The 18763-nt window shown below is 29.8% G+C and carries 45 protein-coding genes and 1 tRNA gene; all 46 read right to left on the bottom strand.

What is annotated here, in order from left to right; translation table 11 throughout:
- Position 1: 1 nt before the first annotated feature.
- The 46 genes from Q0617_RS07715 to Q0617_RS07490 all read right to left on the bottom strand — a co-directional run bounded on the left by Q0617_RS07715 (position 2) and on the right by Q0617_RS07490 (position 18729).
- Positions 2 to 469 carry a pyrimidine dimer DNA glycosylase/endonuclease V gene (locus Q0617_RS07715; protein ID WP_298752138.1) on the bottom strand — a complete coding sequence of 156 codons (468 nt, stop codon included), beginning with the start codon at positions 467 to 469 and terminating at the stop codon, positions 2 to 4.
- A complete protein-coding gene (locus Q0617_RS07710; RefSeq protein WP_298752136.1) occupies positions 459 to 713 on the bottom strand; it encodes a hypothetical protein in 255 nt (84 codons plus the stop codon). Before Q0617_RS07710 ends, Q0617_RS07715 begins: the two co-directional genes overlap by 11 nt.
- 23 nt (positions 714 to 736) lie before the next feature.
- Entirely contained in the window at positions 737 to 955 is a 219-nt protein-coding gene (locus Q0617_RS07705; protein WP_298752135.1) for a hypothetical protein, read from the bottom strand.
- A gap of 13 nt (positions 956 to 968) precedes the next feature.
- Positions 969 to 1265 (bottom strand): hypothetical protein, encoded by a 297-nt coding sequence (locus Q0617_RS07700; protein ID WP_298752133.1) that lies wholly within the window; start codon positions 1263 to 1265, stop codon positions 969 to 971.
- Positions 1266 to 1288: 23 nt separating this feature from the next.
- Positions 1289 to 1531, bottom strand: coding sequence for a hypothetical protein (locus Q0617_RS07695; RefSeq protein WP_298752130.1), 243 nt, complete (start codon positions 1529 to 1531; stop codon positions 1289 to 1291).
- A 290-nt stretch (positions 1532 to 1821) separates the two neighbouring features.
- Entirely contained in the window at positions 1822 to 2412 is a 591-nt protein-coding gene (locus Q0617_RS07690) for a hypothetical protein (protein WP_298752129.1), read from the bottom strand.
- 13 nt (positions 2413 to 2425) lie between these two features.
- Positions 2426 to 2851 (bottom strand): hypothetical protein, encoded by a 426-nt coding sequence (locus tag Q0617_RS07685; RefSeq protein WP_298752127.1) that lies wholly within the window; start codon positions 2849 to 2851, stop codon positions 2426 to 2428.
- 24 nt (positions 2852 to 2875) lie between these two features.
- Positions 2876 to 3214 (bottom strand): hypothetical protein, encoded by a 339-nt coding sequence (locus tag Q0617_RS07680; protein ID WP_298752125.1) that lies wholly within the window; start codon positions 3212 to 3214, stop codon positions 2876 to 2878.
- Positions 3215 to 3231: 17 nt separating this feature from the next.
- Positions 3232 to 3768, bottom strand: a complete 537-nt coding sequence (locus tag Q0617_RS07675) for an HNH endonuclease (RefSeq protein ID WP_298752123.1) — start codon at positions 3766 to 3768, stop codon at positions 3232 to 3234.
- Between the two features lie 14 nt (positions 3769 to 3782).
- A tRNA-Leu gene (locus Q0617_RS07670) sits at positions 3783 to 3866 on the bottom strand.
- Positions 3867 to 3882: 16 nt separating this feature from the next.
- Positions 3883 to 4167, bottom strand: coding sequence for a hypothetical protein (locus tag Q0617_RS07665; protein ID WP_298752121.1), 285 nt, complete (start codon positions 4165 to 4167; stop codon positions 3883 to 3885).
- A 6-nt stretch (positions 4168 to 4173) separates the two neighbouring features.
- Positions 4174 to 4566: a hypothetical protein gene (locus tag Q0617_RS07660; RefSeq protein ID WP_298752119.1), complete on the bottom strand. Its 393-nt coding sequence runs from the start codon at positions 4564 to 4566 to the stop codon at positions 4174 to 4176.
- Between the two features lie 11 nt (positions 4567 to 4577).
- Complete coding sequence (locus Q0617_RS07655) at positions 4578 to 5084, bottom strand: hypothetical protein (protein WP_298752117.1); 507 nt, start codon at positions 5082 to 5084, stop codon at positions 4578 to 4580.
- 66 nt (positions 5085 to 5150) lie between these two features.
- Positions 5151 to 5465: a hypothetical protein gene (locus tag Q0617_RS07650; RefSeq protein ID WP_298752114.1), complete on the bottom strand. Its 315-nt coding sequence runs from the start codon at positions 5463 to 5465 to the stop codon at positions 5151 to 5153.
- A complete protein-coding gene (locus tag Q0617_RS07645) occupies positions 5465 to 5662 on the bottom strand; it encodes a hypothetical protein (RefSeq protein WP_298752113.1) in 198 nt (65 codons plus the stop codon). The genes Q0617_RS07650 and Q0617_RS07645 overlap by 1 nt, the downstream gene beginning before the upstream one ends.
- A 12-nt stretch (positions 5663 to 5674) precedes the next feature.
- Complete coding sequence (locus Q0617_RS07640; RefSeq protein ID WP_298752111.1) at positions 5675 to 6052, bottom strand: hypothetical protein; 378 nt, start codon at positions 6050 to 6052, stop codon at positions 5675 to 5677.
- 1 nt (position 6053) lies between these two features.
- Positions 6054 to 6422, bottom strand: coding sequence for a hypothetical protein (locus Q0617_RS07635; protein ID WP_298752109.1), 369 nt, complete (start codon positions 6420 to 6422; stop codon positions 6054 to 6056).
- A 94-nt stretch (positions 6423 to 6516) separates the two neighbouring features.
- On the bottom strand, positions 6517 to 6918 hold the full coding sequence (locus Q0617_RS07630; RefSeq protein ID WP_298752107.1) for a hypothetical protein: 402 nt from the start codon (positions 6916 to 6918) through the stop codon (positions 6517 to 6519).
- Between the two features lie 64 nt (positions 6919 to 6982).
- Positions 6983 to 7171 carry a hypothetical protein gene (locus tag Q0617_RS07625; protein ID WP_298752105.1) on the bottom strand — a complete coding sequence of 63 codons (189 nt, stop codon included), beginning with the start codon at positions 7169 to 7171 and terminating at the stop codon, positions 6983 to 6985.
- Positions 7172 to 7486, bottom strand: coding sequence for a hypothetical protein (locus Q0617_RS07620; protein WP_298752103.1), 315 nt, complete (start codon positions 7484 to 7486; stop codon positions 7172 to 7174). It abuts the gene before it with no gap.
- A gap of 13 nt (positions 7487 to 7499) precedes the next feature.
- Positions 7500 to 7799, bottom strand: coding sequence for a hypothetical protein (locus tag Q0617_RS07615; protein ID WP_298752102.1), 300 nt, complete (start codon positions 7797 to 7799; stop codon positions 7500 to 7502).
- Positions 7800 to 7900: 101 nt separating this feature from the next.
- Positions 7901 to 8182, bottom strand: coding sequence for a hypothetical protein (locus Q0617_RS07610; RefSeq protein WP_298752099.1), 282 nt, complete (start codon positions 8180 to 8182; stop codon positions 7901 to 7903).
- Complete coding sequence (locus Q0617_RS07605; protein ID WP_298752097.1) at positions 8179 to 8445, bottom strand: hypothetical protein; 267 nt, start codon at positions 8443 to 8445, stop codon at positions 8179 to 8181. The genes Q0617_RS07610 and Q0617_RS07605 overlap by 4 nt, the downstream gene beginning before the upstream one ends.
- The gene (locus tag Q0617_RS07600; RefSeq protein WP_298752095.1) at positions 8399 to 8623 is read right to left on the bottom strand and encodes a hypothetical protein; all 225 of its coding nucleotides are present in this window, start codon (positions 8621 to 8623) and stop codon (positions 8399 to 8401) included. Before Q0617_RS07600 ends, Q0617_RS07605 begins: the two co-directional genes overlap by 47 nt.
- Positions 8620 to 9051, bottom strand: a complete 432-nt coding sequence (locus tag Q0617_RS07595; protein ID WP_298752093.1) for a hypothetical protein — start codon at positions 9049 to 9051, stop codon at positions 8620 to 8622. Before Q0617_RS07595 ends, Q0617_RS07600 begins: the two co-directional genes overlap by 4 nt.
- Before the next feature lie 11 nt (positions 9052 to 9062).
- A complete protein-coding gene (locus tag Q0617_RS07590; RefSeq protein ID WP_298752091.1) occupies positions 9063 to 9359 on the bottom strand; it encodes a hypothetical protein in 297 nt (98 codons plus the stop codon).
- A 128-nt stretch (positions 9360 to 9487) separates the two neighbouring features.
- Positions 9488 to 9748: a hypothetical protein gene (locus Q0617_RS07585; protein WP_298752089.1), complete on the bottom strand. Its 261-nt coding sequence runs from the start codon at positions 9746 to 9748 to the stop codon at positions 9488 to 9490.
- 15 nt (positions 9749 to 9763) lie between these two features.
- Positions 9764 to 9955 carry a hypothetical protein gene (locus tag Q0617_RS07580; protein ID WP_298752087.1) on the bottom strand — a complete coding sequence of 64 codons (192 nt, stop codon included), beginning with the start codon at positions 9953 to 9955 and terminating at the stop codon, positions 9764 to 9766.
- The gene (locus Q0617_RS07575; protein ID WP_298752085.1) at positions 9955 to 10101 is read right to left on the bottom strand and encodes a hypothetical protein; all 147 of its coding nucleotides are present in this window, start codon (positions 10099 to 10101) and stop codon (positions 9955 to 9957) included. Before Q0617_RS07575 ends, Q0617_RS07580 begins: the two co-directional genes overlap by 1 nt.
- Positions 10102 to 10206: 105 nt before the next feature.
- Entirely contained in the window at positions 10207 to 10374 is a 168-nt protein-coding gene (locus Q0617_RS07570) for a hypothetical protein (protein WP_298752083.1), read from the bottom strand.
- 3 nt (positions 10375 to 10377) lie between these two features.
- Entirely contained in the window at positions 10378 to 10659 is a 282-nt protein-coding gene (locus tag Q0617_RS07565) for a hypothetical protein (protein ID WP_298752080.1), read from the bottom strand.
- 22 nt (positions 10660 to 10681) lie between these two features.
- Entirely contained in the window at positions 10682 to 11047 is a 366-nt protein-coding gene (locus Q0617_RS07560) for a hypothetical protein (RefSeq protein WP_298752078.1), read from the bottom strand.
- A 53-nt stretch (positions 11048 to 11100) separates the two neighbouring features.
- Entirely contained in the window at positions 11101 to 11775 is a 675-nt protein-coding gene (locus tag Q0617_RS07555) for a hypothetical protein (protein WP_298752077.1), read from the bottom strand.
- 16 nt (positions 11776 to 11791) lie between these two features.
- The gene (locus Q0617_RS07550) at positions 11792 to 12520 is read right to left on the bottom strand and encodes a hypothetical protein (protein ID WP_298752076.1); all 729 of its coding nucleotides are present in this window, start codon (positions 12518 to 12520) and stop codon (positions 11792 to 11794) included.
- 312 nt (positions 12521 to 12832) lie between these two features.
- Positions 12833 to 13072: a hypothetical protein gene (locus tag Q0617_RS07545; RefSeq protein WP_298752075.1), complete on the bottom strand. Its 240-nt coding sequence runs from the start codon at positions 13070 to 13072 to the stop codon at positions 12833 to 12835.
- A 2-nt stretch (positions 13073 to 13074) separates the two neighbouring features.
- The gene (locus Q0617_RS07540) at positions 13075 to 13767 is read right to left on the bottom strand and encodes a hypothetical protein (RefSeq protein WP_298752074.1); all 693 of its coding nucleotides are present in this window, start codon (positions 13765 to 13767) and stop codon (positions 13075 to 13077) included.
- A 12-nt stretch (positions 13768 to 13779) separates the two neighbouring features.
- On the bottom strand, positions 13780 to 14457 hold the full coding sequence (thyX, locus tag Q0617_RS07535) for an FAD-dependent thymidylate synthase (RefSeq protein ID WP_298752073.1): 678 nt from the start codon (positions 14455 to 14457) through the stop codon (positions 13780 to 13782).
- The gene (locus Q0617_RS07530; protein ID WP_298752072.1) at positions 14457 to 15029 is read right to left on the bottom strand and encodes a hypothetical protein; all 573 of its coding nucleotides are present in this window, start codon (positions 15027 to 15029) and stop codon (positions 14457 to 14459) included. Before Q0617_RS07530 ends, thyX begins: the two co-directional genes overlap by 1 nt.
- Positions 15026 to 15346 (bottom strand): hypothetical protein, encoded by a 321-nt coding sequence (locus Q0617_RS07525; RefSeq protein ID WP_298752071.1) that lies wholly within the window; start codon positions 15344 to 15346, stop codon positions 15026 to 15028. Before Q0617_RS07525 ends, Q0617_RS07530 begins: the two co-directional genes overlap by 4 nt.
- A 17-nt stretch (positions 15347 to 15363) precedes the next feature.
- On the bottom strand, positions 15364 to 15606 hold the full coding sequence (locus Q0617_RS07520) for a hypothetical protein (protein ID WP_298752070.1): 243 nt from the start codon (positions 15604 to 15606) through the stop codon (positions 15364 to 15366).
- 12 nt (positions 15607 to 15618) lie between these two features.
- A complete protein-coding gene (locus tag Q0617_RS07515; RefSeq protein WP_298752068.1) occupies positions 15619 to 15936 on the bottom strand; it encodes a hypothetical protein in 318 nt (105 codons plus the stop codon).
- A gap of 37 nt (positions 15937 to 15973) precedes the next feature.
- Positions 15974 to 16156 (bottom strand): hypothetical protein, encoded by a 183-nt coding sequence (locus Q0617_RS07510; protein ID WP_298752066.1) that lies wholly within the window; start codon positions 16154 to 16156, stop codon positions 15974 to 15976.
- 112 nt (positions 16157 to 16268) lie between these two features.
- Positions 16269 to 16985 (bottom strand): hypothetical protein, encoded by a 717-nt coding sequence (locus tag Q0617_RS07505; RefSeq protein WP_298752064.1) that lies wholly within the window; start codon positions 16983 to 16985, stop codon positions 16269 to 16271.
- Positions 16972 to 17169, bottom strand: coding sequence for a hypothetical protein (locus Q0617_RS07500; protein ID WP_298752061.1), 198 nt, complete (start codon positions 17167 to 17169; stop codon positions 16972 to 16974). The genes Q0617_RS07505 and Q0617_RS07500 overlap by 14 nt, the downstream gene beginning before the upstream one ends.
- Before the next feature lies 1 nt (position 17170).
- A complete protein-coding gene (locus tag Q0617_RS07495; RefSeq protein ID WP_298752059.1) occupies positions 17171 to 17326 on the bottom strand; it encodes a hypothetical protein in 156 nt (51 codons plus the stop codon).
- Positions 17327 to 17328: 2 nt separating this feature from the next.
- The gene (locus tag Q0617_RS07490) at positions 17329 to 18729 is read right to left on the bottom strand and encodes a hypothetical protein (RefSeq protein ID WP_298752057.1); all 1401 of its coding nucleotides are present in this window, start codon (positions 18727 to 18729) and stop codon (positions 17329 to 17331) included.
- Positions 18730 to 18763 lie beyond the last annotated feature (34 nt).

The following is an 18763-nucleotide window of genomic DNA, read 5'->3' as shown; positions in this document are numbered from 1 at the left end:
ATTATATACACCCCATCCTCATTTTTTCAATCATGCCGTTATAAAAAAGTTCCCAATCTTCATAACACATTTTAACAGAACCATATCTGTACCAATCTGGTTTAGCTTTGATACGTTCCAGAATCCTTTCAACGTTTACTTCCATATCAGTAATTGTTGGTTCATAGCTATTATAGTGCGACTGTTCAAATCCGTCAATCTCAATTTCATCAGATTTAAAATCGAATCCTCTTCTTGCACACTCATAAAGAAGTTGGTCAAATCTAGTAATGATAAAATCAAGTTTATCATAGAAGAAATATCCATGTCCTGTATTAAGCGTATACTTTTTAGGTATCTTAGACCAGTTAAGCCCGTTCTTGCTGTTTAAGGTACGTTTAAGGGCTTTAGGTAGCATTTTTATTTCCCTTGCTTCAGCAATAAGGTGTTGATTAGCCAGATAATCAACTGGTATAACATTAATCCTCATTTATAACCTCTATATCAAATTTTTCATCATCATATTCTGCAATCCATCTACCATCAAGAAGACCGTTTTGAGGGTTTGCATTGATTGATTGTACATAGAAGAATCTACCATGTCCAGTAGAATTGAACATAATATCAGAATCCGTTGAAAACTCTTTGATTATATATTCATTTCCATATGTTTTTATACGTTGTTTAGCTTGTTGTGTTTTTGGAATAAGTTTGACCTTATCACGAAGTTTCATAATTTTACCTCTTAAGAATATATCTATTTTATATCTGTTACTTCTATACCATTTTTGAAAAATGTAATAAACGTTCCATCAATATTTGTATCAGACATTTGAATTAAGTCTGCTGTATTATCATAGTTACACATTTTAATAAATGTTATAGCACCAGCAATATTTTTAAAATGCTTTTCAAATTTACCATTGCAACAAATATGATTGTTTGCATCTGTTATCACGACTTTGTAGTATATCATTATTTTACCTCTTTTACCATTTAAGAATCATTATTCTTACCCCATCAGGAGTAAGGCATTCCATATGTTTTATCAGATTTGAAATCTTTTTCTTTGTCATGTTATCAAGAACTTTATGAATACCTGATTCATCAGATATAGCAACTTGAAAAATGTTGTTAAATACTCTTGAACCGTTACTGTTGATAACACTGATATCAAACCCATTATCAAAGACCATACTAGCTTGCACATCAAAACATTCTGGGAATGCTTGTTTGAGTCTATGTTCTTTGAATACCAAATCTTTAAATGTTCTAACTTTTATCATAATATTACCTCTTTGATTTTTCTTTATCCAAATAACACGACTTTGCTTATAATGATATAATAAACACTATCATTATCTTTTACTTCATATTTCATTTTCCAGAAAGATATATCGTCACTACCGTTGAATTCGATAATTTCTCTTTCATCTTCTTTAAAATTCGATTCTACTATTTGTATAGCTTTACATTCGTCAACTGCATATTGAGCAAAGATTTCATTCCCTTTATCATCGTAACAAAAAATTTTACAGATTATTGAATTCATAATATTACCTCTTATGTTTAATTAACCTTACATAATGAATATATCACCACCTGAATTATATGTCAACAACAAATTTTAAAATTCATTCACTTTATTTATATAAGCATGTCTAACGTATTTAACCTTTCCACACTTTTGACATTGCTCAGTCTCCATGTAACTATATAATTTATAATCACCTGAAGTATTATAATAACAAAGTGCTTGCGTATCATCATTCGTATATAGATATTCACGTTTGACAGTTTTATAAATGTGTCTACAGAATAATTCTTTTAGAAATTGTTTCATTATTCATCACCCTCAAATGGAATATATATAACACCTTCAGCTTGTTCATCTTTACTATCACAGTTTACAACTTTATAACCATCCTCAAATCTTGCTATGGCTGTTTTGAACCCATTTGAAACGCCTGTGACATTATAAATATTTGCATTCTCTTTGTATATGAATTTCATACCTGCCATTTCTGAGAACCCAATTAGAGACAGCATATATGTTAAATCACCATCAAATATTTCTGTCATATATTTGTTAATGTCAATAATACCTCTTTTATAGGCTTCTGCATATATATGAATATTGTTATACCCATCTTTAATAATATTTTCAATATGTTCACCGCTTAATTCAAATATAAACTGTGTATAGTATTTTCCATCTTTATCAATTGATGTCCATGATGGTTTGTTTACATACACGGATAGTTCTTCAAATGCGTCTGGTGTTCCTTGTCTCCTAATATAAGATTTTCCACCATCCACTGCTACTTCACCACAGTGACAAAATTTGAAATCATGTTGATGAAATGATTCAATAATATCACCACATTTTTTACACCTTATAACGTTTCTATAGATATATTCTTTTACATGCATTTTTAACTCTCCTTTACATTATATTTAAATTGAATTTTTCTTCAAAATATTCTTTTATTAAATTGTATATCATGGGTGATTTCTCTTTCAACTTTGCTAAACCTGTTCCAATTCCATCAATAGGGAATACAAGATTTCTACCCATATTATATAGTTTATTTAATTTTACAAGCTCTTCCTCAACTGCAATACACTCATATGGTTTATCTGAAAAGAATGAACTTTCAGTCATTGCTGGTTTAACTTTTGTAGGAATTCCAAAGGTGTTTTTACAATCCCTGATAATAGCTTGACCACCTCTACCAGTTTTTTGAAGATTATCACCGAATACAAATATTTTATCGGGATGATTTCTACACAATTCAACAGAATATCTATCTGTTACAAAAATTCTTCCAATGTGTTCATTCATACTATTTGGTTTTGGCTGTAATATCATTTTAATATAACCTCTTATATAATTTTATTCATATTCCTGATAAACTCTTTTAGCCACAATAGACCTTTCTTCATAGGGTACAAATTCATAATCTTCACAATACAATCCTATACAATTGTTACGAATCCGTTCTTTAGCCATCCAATGATTAAGTTCTTTTGCACAATCATGTCCAGCATTTTCAAACCAATAATGACAAGAGTAACAAGTTTTATCATTCCTACGTTCCCAATCTTTGTTTTTTCTACGTGGATTATCAGTGATGTTGTCTTCAATTTCCTTAGACTTTTCAATCTCTTCTTCAGGTTCTATATTTTTAGTGTTTTTTATAATTAATATAACTAACAACACCGCAATAATCATGATTGAAATAAACTCTGTCATATTTTACCCTCATTTAATTCTTTATTACAATAATATTCTTTTTCCAAACCTTTAACTCTTTTAATAGGCTGTCTTACACCCATTTGTATTTCTTTGCCATATTTACCTGAACAGGAACGACTACAACAAGAAGCAAGTTTTCTACCAGTATTCCTATTTATTATTTGGTTTACAGTTGCTTGAAATTCTTTTCCACAATAGTCACATAATAAAAATATAGGTTTACGTCTTTTACAATCTAATTTACCATGTTCAGACAATGTTAATACTTGTAAATTTGATATATCATTATTTAATGGATTTTTATCAATATGGTCTACTGTTTCATTTTTATCCAATTTTTTATTTAAATGAACTTCCATAATTGCTTTTGGGTAAGATATAGTTTTATTTCTTCCTTTATCATGTTTAGACATATAACTTTTGTTTAGTAAAATTGTTTGTCTTCCATCTTTTCTTGTGTGAACACCATATACTTTATCATATTCAGGATAAAGTAATAATATCTTTTCTTTAACTATTTTTTCTAACATAAACACTCCTTAAATGCGGGTAGTGGGATTCGAACCCACACGGTGTTTCCACCAAAGAATTTTAAGTTCTTCATGAATACCAGTTCCACCATACCCGCTTATTATTTATATACTTTACAGCATATCAGGAGTTTTGTCAACAGCATATTGATGGCTTTTTCTTTTTAATGATTTAAAATATTTAGAACCCCTTGAAACAGTGTATATCACTTGAATATGCGTCTCATTGATATAAAATATTTCCACAATGTTGATATCTTGAATGTCTTCTTCAACATCTTTATAATCAATATTTTCTACTCTTATAATTTCTCGGTATATTTCTTCAAGGATATTAAAATTATTATCAATACCCATATACACATTTTTACAGTTTTGAAGATTTTTATATGTTTTCATGATTGTTTAACCTTTACGTGCATATTTCCAACTATAGCTATCACTCGCACTCCATGATGTTGTCCCATCCGCCCATGCAATGGGATTTCCATTTCCATTAATCCCAGCAAAATGTCTTTTTCTCCATTTTATACCATCATCACTGACTTCAATTTTATCATCAATTTTCCAATCTTCATATGGTGAAACTTCTACCAGTGTTTTATCAAATTCTGGGTGTGAGCAATCATTCAGGCATGAACCATCATTACCCCAAGCAAACGGTTCTTCCTCAAAGAACTCTTCGCCCTTTCTTTTAATGATTCCTATAAATGGGTATGTTTTAGTACCATTATTACAAAGAAGTTTTACTTCATCACCAGCCCTTGTTCTATACTTTTTATCCATTGAAACATTCATAATTATACCTCCTACTTTACCTTTACAAAATTATTTTTAATTTGTGTCTCATATTGTTCTTCACACATAGTTTTATCTTCTCTGACTAAACGTGTTTCAAAACTTTCAAACTTCCCTTGATTATATCTAAGAAGATATGGAAATAGCTCATTTGATGTAAACAGTTCTTCAAGTGTATACTGTTTATTAGCAGTAGTTGAAGCAATCAATTCAAATTTCTCATCAATATTTCTAATGTGTTGAAATTTGAGTTGATTATTTTCATTCAGATTTCGAGTAAATCCAAATTCATCAAAAACAAAAATTGTATTTGGTATTGAATTATTAATAATGCGTTCAACATCTTCAAAAAACATGGAATAACTATAGCAAACCATACCAATAGTATCCCTTCTTGGAACACCAATTTTATATATTTCATCCATAATATCTTTAGCATTATAACGATTACAGCTAACAATTATAATATTAATACAACCTGTTCTAAAATCATGTTTATGTACAAATTTGTTAACCATTCTTATCAGTCGTTCTGTTTTTCCTGATTGTCTTGCACTAATTTCAAAATACATATTATACCTCTCTTAATTTATTTTAATATATACGTCTGTTTCTTCAATGAAGTAACTTGTTATAGAGTTATTAAATCCATTTACCCGTGAGACCATATATTTTGAGTTGTAAGGAACGTTTTGACCTTCAGCAATAGAATGTATCAAAACTTTTCTATATCCCTTTGTAGATGGATTAGGATGTTCTACATAGACAATATATCTATAAGCATCACTAAATATTAAATCTATTATATCAGCTTCTATTGGGATTTCTACAAACCCAATGTTTTCACTATAATCAATATAAACTTTTCTAACCTTTCCTTCACTGTAAATCGGTTTCATCAGTATATAACCTCACTTTTAATATTAATTGTTTTTAGGGTTGCAATTTTACCCCCGTGTTCTTTGTCACAATGTCTTTCAGCTTTTGAAATAGCATCTTCGAAGCTATCAGCAACAACATCTACATAAACACGTTTAACCTTTGAGAAATTATATCTAACTTCCACTACACATTCAAATACATTACCTTTCTTCATTTGTCAAGTCCTTTAATAATCTATTGCGAATCTTTTAAGCTGTTTACGGTACATATCCATCATTACACATTCAAATGTAGGTTTATTTAATATTTTAAAATTTCTGAATGAATCACAATACTTACCACATAGTTCAAATGAAACAATAGTTGTACCAAGATATACAACAGATACTTCATATTCAGAGTTTTTATTAAATTGTGTATCTTGTTTAATACAATCAACAATGTATACAAAATCATCATCAATGAAATCTTCATATGATATATAATCTCTGAACATTATTGGGTGTTCTTCAATGAGTAGTTCAACAAACTTAATTGCACTATCAATATTTGACCAGTTTTTCTCAACAAATCTAATATCAGTATCAAAATCTTGAATTCCCATATTAACCTCTCTTTATCATAAGTGGTATAACATCTATATTTTCAACATATTCAAAATAGCCTGTGAATGCGGAGGTAGAATAACTGTATTTTTCACTTCCATCACTGTTCCAAAGTTCAACAGACCAATTATCATTCTTTCTGTGTTCTACATAATCTTCGATGGTTTGCTGATTTTCTTTAGCTATTTTTGGGTCATTATAGAGTCCTATAAATTCTGTATTACCTGAACTTTTACCGAAACTGTCACCAGTTTCATAACTTACATAAAGAAGAAAATATACATCTTGTTCATCGGTATCAAAGTTGAAAGGAATTGTACCATATACATCTTTTCCAACAACTTTAAATGTGTGGCTGTTAAATATCAAGCTGTGGCTTTCTGACCAGCTTCCAAATCTTTCAGAAGAACGTTCAGAATCCGTGCATACTGAGTAACAGTCTAATTTAGCATATTTCATAATATTAAACCCATTTAAGTTTGTATACTGTACCACTCTTTGTATAGAGTCTACTGTCTGTATAGTTTGTTACAGGGGAAGTTCTGACTTCAGTCCCATCAGTAAATCTACCCTTTTTATCATTGTAAATTTTACCGAATGCTGGATAACCTGTTGCAAGATTCCTTTCGAATGATTTAGACACTTCCAGAACAGCATCAAATTCAATTTCATCATCACACATCACATCAACTTCAACAGGTTTAATAATCCAGACCTCTTTATCAAGTTTGAGTGTTGTGATGATACCTTTAGCGGTTGCTTCCTTTTCATAGATTTTTTGTTCTTTACGACCTCTGTTACCGTTTGTTTTAAGAACCTCTGAACCGTCTTTTTTGATAATTACATATCCAATTACTTTTTTCATAATATTACCTCTTTGTTTAGTTTATGTTTATTTATATCACACTGATTTACACTTGTCAACAGTTTTATTCGTAATTATATATTACAATAACAGTTTCAGTATCGATAATTTTAAAATCAATCACATCTATTATAAGACATTTAGTCCATGATTGCCATTCAAAATATTCATATATCTGTTGAATGATATCTTTGTCGATTTCAACGTTTATTGTTTCTGTTTGGACTGATTTCCCTTGATATTTCATTACCATTTATATTTCCTCACTTTCAATATAATCTTTATAAACTATAGCAAACCCATTTTTAAACATGTCTTTCAGTGCCTCATTATCATTTTTATCAGAGTATTTTCCAATAATTCTTCCAGACCATTTACCACTCTCATATAATTCATAATCATATGGAGCTTCGATGATAGATTTATTAATACCATATTTATCATGATTGCAGACAATTGTCTTATTATGAAGTGGGTTCTCAATTTCTAAAATCTGTCTAACAATTGCAACCCTTTCATCATCGTTACATGTTTTCCATTGTTCTTTAAGATTTTCAACTTTAGTCATAATATAACCTCTCTTAATCTATATTGTTTTTACAAAGTTCCATATAGTATAACTCAGATGGACTGTAAGATTCAATATCAATTATCCATGAGTTATAACCAGTTTTGTATGCTATAACGCTTTCAAAATATTTGTTTTCCAGTAGAAACGCACAAACATCATTGGACATTACTTCTGTTTCTTCATAGTCAGCAACCCTTTCATCATCTTCTGAAGGGATAAACACTTCAATAGTTTTTGCAGACTTTTTTCTGATAAAACCAAACTTTTCTTCAAGTTCTTTCATGATTTTCTTTGTAAATGATTTAGCCATGTTATAACCTCTCTTTGTTTTGATAAATAATATTACCAGAAGATTTCAAACATGTCAATAACAAATTCAAAAATATTTCAAAAAAGTTTACAAATCCATCTTTAACCCTTTTCATCTAGTATCCTTACTATATCATTTTGAATCTGCACGAATCTTTTAAACTCTGAAAAACAATAATTATACAGCCCTTCAATTGTTTCTCTATCTTCACATGTGTTGTATGAATCATCATACAGAATTATATCATTGAAATTGATTGTGAATGTCCAATCCCAATATCTATAATTGAAATTGATTGCTGATAAATCTTCATCACTATAATCAACATGTTCAAAAAATGAATTCAACTTTTCAACAACTTTCAGAATATCTTCTACTTTCATTTTTGAGCCTCTTTTTGACCTTCCAGAATTTGATTAAAAGGTGTGATACATGGATAATCTATTATCATAAACCCCTTTTCATTTGAACAAACAATGTCAACTATATAAAAATTTGATTCACCGCTTTTGCAACGATATACATCAACACCCATACCATTTTGAGTACACTGTTTAATTTTACTGACAGTTGTTTGAGCATCTAAACCATAATCACAACTAATTATTGTTATTGCTATTAAAATTATCATTATTACTTTTTTCATCATACACCTCTTTTTTATATTTTCTTCTTTTATAATTTTTCTTACTTCTATCATCTCGTATATCCATGAGATAATCATCTAATGCCCATGATGGGATAGTACCTTTTCTATTCTTTTTACCATACAATTTACGCATCTTTTTTATCCAATCTTTATACTGTTTGCATGCATTCATCATTTACTCTCAATCATTAGAATCCCATTCATACTGTTATAAAAATCTGAACTTGAATCAATTGCTTCTGGTATTGCATAATCAAGAAAAATCTTACCAATATCTTTGTCAAATTTAAAAGTGTGTGATACATAATCTCCATCCAAATCATCACCACTCACATCTATATTAACCGTGCTTAATGTTTTAAGTTTTGTAACAGCTTTTTCAGCCCAACTGGAAATCTCTTCAGGATGTTTAAAGTTACGACACCATATTTGCATATGACTTCCAAAACCATCATTTCCAACAGCAACAATATTAATTTTAACAGTGGACATAGCATTTATTCTATCATAACATTCTGATAAAGTTTTTTGCATAATAATTTTACCATTTTTAACAATTGAATCGGATGACTTACCATTTTTGGTCTTTTTATTCCATATCATAATTATACCTCTTATAGTTTTAATTGTTTCTTATACTCATTCCAAAGATTTTCTTGTTGGTTTCTAAGGATATCACGTTCAAAACAAGATGATGTGTTATGCAACCATTTTGTAAATATTTTTCTGAAATCTTTATACGCAGGATGGTCAAATCTATATTCATACTCTACATCATCTGAAAAATATGAGCATTCTTCTGCACATTTAACGTTTGAAATCTTTATTTGCATTATTTTACAATAGTTATATTCATTATCCATGTTACATACATGTTTAGAATGTGTACAAGATTCACATGTTTTACTCATTATTATATCTCCTATGTTTAGGAATTTTTATATCAATAACCTTACCACAATTCAAGCATTTTATTTTACCATGTTTCCAGTTTACCTTATATTCATCTGAATTACAAGTATAACATGAAAAAACAAATTTACTCATTTTCTTTTAACCATTTACAGCCCATTCTTATCATCTTTTTAATCTGGGTTCTTGCGTGTTTTTCAGCAGTTTCACGTTTTCTAAACTTTTTATCAATGTCTATAAGCCAACAAAACGGTTGACTAAGTGTATCACAATGGAACATGAGATACCCATCACCATACATATCTTCAAGTAAAAGACTTATTTCAATCTCATCATTGATTTCAATTGTTATATAACAATCATCAAATGTCATATCAGATACTTTCATTCTTTAAACCTCCGATTATTCCATTGTTATCTCTTCTATAGTCTTATTCACCATTTTTCTAATATCTTCAGGGTATGAGGAACATAAAATACTAATACCCCTCCTATCTAACATAGTTAAAAATGTTTGCACTTCAAACAAAGTTTTTAACATTTGTCTATGTTCTGAATCTTTAAGTAATAATGATTCATGCTCAATATAACTCATTATTCTCCCACCTTTACCTTTCTATATTTGTTATTCCATTCCTCATGACAATTCTGAACAAAACCTCTTTGATTATATGCAACAGTAATACCACCAGCTTTACCCATATTATTTTCATATACATAATAATAATATACACCTTCCAAACACACCTTGTATACATTTTTAGATTTTATAATAGGTGGGTTACTGGCAAAATGTATTAATAGCCATAAGAATTGTTAGTATAATTATAAATACTTTTCTCATAATTAATCAACTCCTGTTATTGAAGACAGTTTATGATAACAATAATGAATTGGATATTCCTCCGAACAAAATTCATCTTCAACATCTAAGTCATCTGGGTCTGTATCACCCAGATAAATATCCAGTATTTCAATCACTTCTTGTATAATTTTTCTTTCTTCTTCTCTCATTCTTTAAACCTCCTTCATATCATTTATAAGATGTTGTGCTTTAACCCTTACAACATTTTTACCATCAAAGAAAAACAAGCCACGCTTTTTAATATCATCAACAAGACCATCCAATGCATCTTTAACAGTTTCACCATATGCAATATTTCTAAAATTGGTACTGATAAACCCATTTTGAATCATTTCAACCCTGTATAAGTTTGAACCACGTTTACATTTGTTTATAGTATATTTGTTTGTTTGTATGACTTTTGAAAGCCCATATTCTTTTAATTTGAATTTCATACATCCTCCTGAATTAGCTTCATTATTTAACACCACCTTCAACACGTGATACTCTTTCAAATTTTTGTTTATCTTTTATGGGTTTCAGTTTTCGTTTTTCCCTGTTGTATAATCTGAAATAAATTTTATTTAATTTTTGAATTGTCCTTCTAATTGTATCAGATTTATTATAATCCATGTTCAAATGAAACCCGTTATGGTTAGAAAAATGACCAATATATATGTCACCAGCCATAATTTCACCAGAATCCAATACATCACCTCTACCTGTAAATAACCCACCACTGTTATAAATATAGTATTTGGTATACTTTTTAAGCATTCTATTAGCTATTTTATACCATGATAAGCTTAACCATTTTTCTTTAGCTTTTTTATAATTTGACATAATATTACCTCTTTGTTTAGTTTATAAGAATATACACTGTTTAAAAACGATTGTCAACCTTTTATTCTGATTTGTTCAGGTAAACATCCCTTTTTATTTGCTATAATTTTCATAACCTCTTTTAGTGTTATTTCAACTATTTTAGGTTCATCATCTAATATGATATAATCTTTTGCTAAAACATCTTTTATGATAATAATTTCATCATTTTTATTAATAAAGAATCGACCATCTTGATAAAATAAGGAATAATCTGGGTATCCACTCAGAACTGGTGTTACTCTTTTACCATTATACATTGCTATTTTAGCAAGATTTTTATTTACAACTGGTAGAATACCTCTAACCATGTCTGTACAATCCCCAGATTGCATTGTATAAACAGTTTTATTTATGGGTAAATAGAGCGTATCACCCTCTGCAAAATGTTTCTTAAACAGTCTATCAAGCTTAAGAGTGTCATCCACATTTCCTATCACTTCTAAATCTTCAATATCAACATTATGACTCATTCCATCTGTAAAATATGCAACATGGAATGTATTACTAACATTACAACCAAATCTACACTTTACAATCTTTGATATCTGTTTTATACCCAGAAATTGACATGAAATCCAATTTCCTACTTGGATAAATGTGTTAAATTTGTTAACACAAAATTCAACTTCTGCTTCAATACATTCAGACCAGTTTCTACCTCTTGAACCATTGTTACTACATGCCATGATTATTACCTCTCTTTTAATTTACATATATAAAATAGTTTACAATAGCTTGTTCAAACTTTTTGTAATATTCTATACTACTTTTTGTTGGTTTACCATTTTTAATTGTTATACCAAAGTATTTACGACTTGCACATTCTTCAACACTGTGAAAGCCAAGCCCTCTAAGTCTATTTTCACTTTTATATTCATCACATATGTCTTTATAGTGTTGATAAACATATCTACCAGCATCAATACCATTGTAAACGTTATAAATATCTCTCTTCTGTTTGATTATCCCTTCTTCAACAAGTTTATCATACCATACTGATAGATTTACTTGCATAGAACCCGAAGCCTGACCTGAATCAGCATCAATTCTGAAATCAGATTCAGCATCAGCAATGAAAACAAGTGTTAATGGATTCATATTGTTATCTTTACCAATCTTAATGAAAGCAGTAGCCATATCATTAGCAATTGATTCAGGTATCCGTCTGTTTATTTCCATTATATAGGATTTGATATTTTGATGTTGTTTTTCATCAATAGCTGATAGTTTATCCATAAGATTATCAATGGATTTTTCTTTATCAACTATATCAAGTTTTAGTGATTTGACTTGATTGTCATACCGTTCTGTGATATTTTTGCTTGTATTGCTGGTAATAACTGTATATATTATCATTATTATAACAAAAATACCACAGATAGTATAAACTTCAATAATACGATTTAGTTTGTCTTTTATTTCTTGTTTCATAATATAACCTCTTATAATTTTTAGTTACCGAAATAATGATTTCGTATAGCTCTTCTTGAAGTTAGCACATAGTTTAGCCATGTGTCAACAATTAATTTCAGATTATCTACATATTTTAAATCGGCATAACGTTTAAATATTACCAATTCCAGATTATTCATACAGATATAACCTACATGAATCTCTTTGAATATCACATTAATACCTTTAAACATATTGTCTGCATATTCAACATCAAATTGAACATTCTTTACAGATAATCTTTTAAGCTTATGAACTATATATTCCCATTCTTTCAGGTCTATATATTGTTTACGCAGTTTCTTGAACTTCTTCCCTTTCTTGAATATCATTTTGCTTATCCAGTATATTAATTATTTGTACTATTCTATCTCTTTGCGCTCTTGTGAGAGTTGATTCTTTGTTTAGAATCTTTTCATATTCTGCTCTGATTTGTTCAGGACTCCACCCAGCCATTTCACGGAACTTGGGTGGAATCATGTTTTTAATGTACTCATCAGGTGTCATTCTATGTCTATAGTTAGTATCCATAACTATTTATCCTTTGTAAGTTTTCTAATTGGGGTGCGAACATATTCTTGTTTACAAAAATCTGTTAAACATTCATTAACTCTATATTTTTGTTTATCATCATCAATATTGATAAAAGATGATATTGATTCAATCCCTTCAAATTCAATAGCTTCACCCATAAAACTATATACAGTCTTAACTTCCACTGCACGTTCTTTTGCAAATTGAATACTCTTCTTTTTAGAGAAATCATCATCAGGTGCGCATCTTGACCATCCAATATATGGAATATTATCTTTTTCAAAGAGAACCATTGTGATACCTCTTTCTTTAATATAAGTATGATTCATTCCACATTCAGAACATTCTTTATCATATTCATAGTTATATCTTTTAATAGCAAGAAGATTATAATTATCTTCAACTTTATCTTCAACTATACATTCAGGTATAACACCCTTTCCTCTTTCCCAAATGAGTTTAAGAGACCTTTCAACTTTTCCATTTACAAACGAGTATTCAGGGAGAAAAACTTTCATAATAGTATGATTATATTGTTTATCAATTAGATTATCATTAAAATATCTACCCTCACAGATATATTGACCTCCCGCATCTGTTATAAGGTCTCCATCTTCATCAATTCTAAGAAGCCCATTAATACCACCAACTTCAATAAGTACACCGTGTTTAAGTATATCTTCACATTTCATAATACATCCTCCTTATATTAATTCTTTTATCCAAGTTTTATTAACTTCATCTTCAGTTTGACATGCAACACTATTAATCTCAAAATGTGCATATTCAGATTTTCTAAGCTTAAGAAAGTTTCTATAGCTTCTGAGATTGATTGTCCATGTCATATTAATTCTAAAATTTTCTACTATGAAATATTTCAGAATATCATTTTGACTGATTCCATTAGACATCAATTCTCTCATTGTGTCAATAGATTTTTTATCAATGTCATAAAGATTGTTATAGTACATCGTAATCTGTTCTGTTGACAATCCTTTATTGACAAGTATATCATTTTCTGGAAATAGGAAATATTTCTCTATTGCATTACGACATGCATTCTCATCATCATCACCAGATTTAATAATCTCATCAAAATGTTTTAAAATCTTTTTGAGACTGAATCTAGTTGATTCTACTGTTGGTGATGCAATTCGATGTCTTGCCATTTCCTGAAGAAAACATCTACTAGCACCAAGTATATCAAATGTCATATATACATGTTCTAATACTGAACCATGTTTTTCTTCATAATTTTCATCGCAACAAATCTTTTTAACAAGTTCTATAGATGGATTTTCATTTTTATATGGTTTCCCAATTGCTGATAATACCCCATCAACTGAACTATGTGAAATCAGTTTAACCTTTATATTGTGCATTATTTCACCATATTTACTGAAGCTTTACCAGCCCTTTTAACACGGTTTTTATCATAGTCTACCTTTACAGGGTATGGGTATACTGTTACTTTTGTTTCAACATATATTGGTTCAATAGATGTTCCAGTTTCACTAAGACACATTACCCATGTAGCCGATGTATTTTTTGATGCAAAAATACCATTTGGTTCTGCTTGTTCAACAGATGTGAGCGCACCAGCACCACCTCCGTAACCTCTACTATCTTCATGTGTTGCCACAAGTGGATTTGTAAGTGATGTGTCATAAGGTATTCCATATCCAAATGATGGACAATCACCCTCTATAAAACCATAATCACTTCTCCATACAGAATGGGTTGCAACCTTTTTATTCCTTACTTGATATAGCTGAATAACTAAATCTCTTTCAAGTGACCAATCAAAATATGGAATTGGTTGACCAATTGAATATTGTCTTTGCTGTTTTGCTACTTTTTGAGCCTCTTGTGATTCTTGTGAATCACTGCCCCATCCCGCAAATGCAGTTGTAGCAAATGCGATAATTAGTAGTACAATAAAAAGTTTTCTCATCGTTTCATATCCTCCTTCATCATAAGTATTCTAATTCCAGAAAGCTGTGATTCAAGATTTGTTCTTGTAGTCCCATCAATTTCTGGGTTTCTAAGTTGTCTTTCAATTTCAGCAATTTGCGCTTTATATGTATATACAGCATCTTTTCTTGCTTCTGAATATTGATAACTATTCTCATAGATTTTTCTTTCCACGATAGTTTGACCAAACATTCCAAGATATCCAAGTACACTAAATATGATAATTGTTACAATGAGTATACCAATTCCATATCGCCATATAGCCCAACCTTCTCTTTTTTCTTCTTTTGTTAACATTATTCATCCTCCTTTAATTAATATATTTCCCATATATCAGATACAGACTGATTCTTTTCATTCCAGACCATATCATCAATATCAAGTATATCATTTTTTATTCTGTTAATAACATTTTTAAATTTTGTACGTCTTCTTTTACTCACATCACGCTTCCAAAGTTTATCAGAGCTAAGACCGTATATACCGAATTTGTATTGTTTTCTTTTGCTATGGTCTTTCATTTTACCAATTTTAGTATACCAATCTTTTTCTGTCATTCTCAACCTCTTTTATCCATGTATGTTATCTGGTATTATCTCTTTAATCCTATCATATAGATGCCCAGAATCACTAAATCCAGCATATTGATATTTCTCCATGAGTATTCTCAATTCTTTGATAAAGTCGATTAGAGCATCCTTGCCTCTTGGTGGTAATTGTGATATATACAATTCTAAATCATATTCATAAGAACCCATCAATGGTCTATATTTTGAAGGAATATCTTCAAATTTCATATCATTCATAAAGTCGTGTGCTATACCATGTACAAGAGATTCCATGATAATATTTTTCACACTGTCTATAGGTATCGAGGAATCGTTCATAAATTCTTTTGTTATACTATATACTCTACGTCTAATATCACCCATTAATTACCTCATATAGTTTATCGAAAAGTCGTTCCATTGCATAATTATATTCACTGGATACACAGAATACGCCTTTAAGTTCATCAATATCAGCTTTAAGCTTTTTCTTATGTTCCTGAATACCAATTTCAACCTGTTTTTCAATATACTCTGAAAGTTTTTCATCAAAAATCATGTATATATCCTCCTATAGCAATAGTTAGAACCAATACCAATACAATATATTCTATGATGGTCAAGTTCATAAATTTGTTAATTATATATATCACTTCTTTCATAATTTTACCTTAATTGTTATTTATTATATATTCTTTTTCAAGCTTGTCAATGATAATCCCGACTTCTTGTTCAGATTTATGTGAATCTAGGACTTTAAGTTCATCCATAGTCATATTGCGTCTTTCACATCTAACTTCATCAGAACATTCAACCCCATAACATTCAAATTTATATCCATACACATTTGCAAAATTAGATATAGTATCATATTCTGTAGCAAACCTCATATCATCGATGTAAACATGTAGCTCAGAGTCGATAAAATTGAGGTCTAAGAGCTTAAAAAGTTTTTTAAGTAGGAAGTCTACCCAAATTGAATTACTGAACGTGTGAGCAACCTCAGTACCGTACAGTTGCAAACATTTTCTAATGTCTTTATTCTTTATAGCTTCAATAACCTTTGGAACATGTTTGCTCGCTTCCTGAATCTTTTCATTTAGTATAGTATAATCATATCCATAAGTTCTATTGTATATACCCGCTGTATAATCAAGTATACCCTTTCCAATGTTTACATCATGTGCTGTTTCCAGATACTTATAAACATCTTCATCAATTGAACCATCTCTATACATTCCAAAGTTTTTTCTAAACAGTTCTTTTAGTGGGTCTGCAAGACTCATGCACATAACAGGATACCCATTAGATTTAACATCCTCTAAATGTTTCATCATTTGATAACCTTTACCAGAACCAGCTTTACCAACAAAACTAATTATCTTCATCTTCTATAACCTCCAATCTGCATTTTTTACCAATTGTCAATCCATCATGATATGGAATTAGTATTTCAATATAACATTCCTTTGGTTTATAATCAACAGGTAAAAAATCACCATTTTTTCTAAACTCAAAAAATGTCTCAGGTGTGTCATTATTTGTATCAACAATTATACCTTCTATAATCATGTTATTTCCTTATAAATATCATACATTTAGGCTTTTTAACCATTTTCATTACTTGACCACCTGTATTATCACCTTTGATAACTTGTTCTTCTATGATTTCATAAAACATACAAGTATCAACACATTCTTTATGGTCATTAAATGGACAGGTTTTCATAATCACCTGTCCAGTTTAAGTTTGTTTGCAATAGGAAATCTCAGAGACCATACATTTTCATCATTTGGTTTATCTGTCAATCCCTGAAATTTAGTTTCAAGTAGTTTGCCTTTTAGATAATCTTTATCATTCTCTTCAATAAAGCTTTCAACAAGAATCTTTTCTTTCATGATATCCATTTTAGCAATTGCAGAACCCGTAATGTTTAAAAGTTTTGCATCATAATAAGCATTAACAACACTTGAATCTGAATTGAAGTACATCATACGTTCTTTATCAGACCAACCAGAACCACACTCAAATTCAACAACTTTACCATCAAATTCACCTCTACACTTAACAGCACCAAGCATACCAGCATACTTTTCAGTACCCTCAAGGATACCAATGATTTCAAAATCATGTTCAATGAACAGTTTATATTTGAGTAGATTGTTTGACCTTGTATTATCATAATGGATTTCTGGATGTCTAAGCATAATACCTTCAAATCCTTGTTCAACATATTCAATACATTTAGCTTCAATAGCTTTAGGGTCATTTGCAATTGGCTCATATTTAATAGCACGAACTCTATCATGTTCACTTAGAATGCTATTACCAAGCATGTCAGGTTTATCAAGCTGGCTAAGTGTGATATACATATCTTCAGGTTCAATTATACCTTCACCATCAAGAGCAAAAACGATATAATCAATCTTATTTTTGAGAGTTGGATTCACATTCTTTTCAGTTGTAACAATACTTTGAATTGTTTGAAATGGAACACCGTGTGTATATAGTTCACCATCAATAAGATTAACATTGAATCTTTCACAAATTTGTTTACATTTAGATTGAATATACTCCATTCCAATGATTTCTTTACCACCCCTAGTAAGTAGTTTATCTTTTTCATAAAGATATGTACATCTTAACCCATCAAGTTTAGCACTTGCATAGAACATATTTGTTTTATAGTATGATGGGTCTTTTGAGGGTTCATATTTATTAGCCCTTTGCACTTCATGGACTTCAATAATATCACCCATAGCTTTATTAATACTTTTAACATCCATCCCCATCTTTAGATTCTGTTTTAGAATGCATGTATAGATATCATAAGCATCCGCATCACATCTATCAAGAAATCCTTTTACAGCGGATTGTGCTGTGTTTCCTGATATGTTTCTGGATGACAGTGCATAAAACAGATTCTTAAACTCAATAAGCATACTATATGCATCATTTTCACCATTATTGAACTTTGGAACTTTTTTGATATATGTATTTACATATGGATTATACACCATGTCAAAAAATTCTTTAAATAGTTCATCTGATTTATACTTACTCAGTTTTTCAACTTTCTCTTTTGAACTTCTAGTTTCACGAAGTTCTTTAATAACTTCAACAAATTCCATTTATTTACCTCCAAATTTTTAAGAGTTTATATCA

It is taken from the genome of uncultured Arcobacter sp. (assembly GCF_937982575.1).
Taxonomy (GTDB): domain Bacteria; phylum Campylobacterota; class Campylobacteria; order Campylobacterales; family Arcobacteraceae; genus Arcobacter.
The sequence above is the reverse complement of the archived record's forward strand: the minus strand, read 5'-3'. Positions and strand labels throughout refer to the sequence as shown.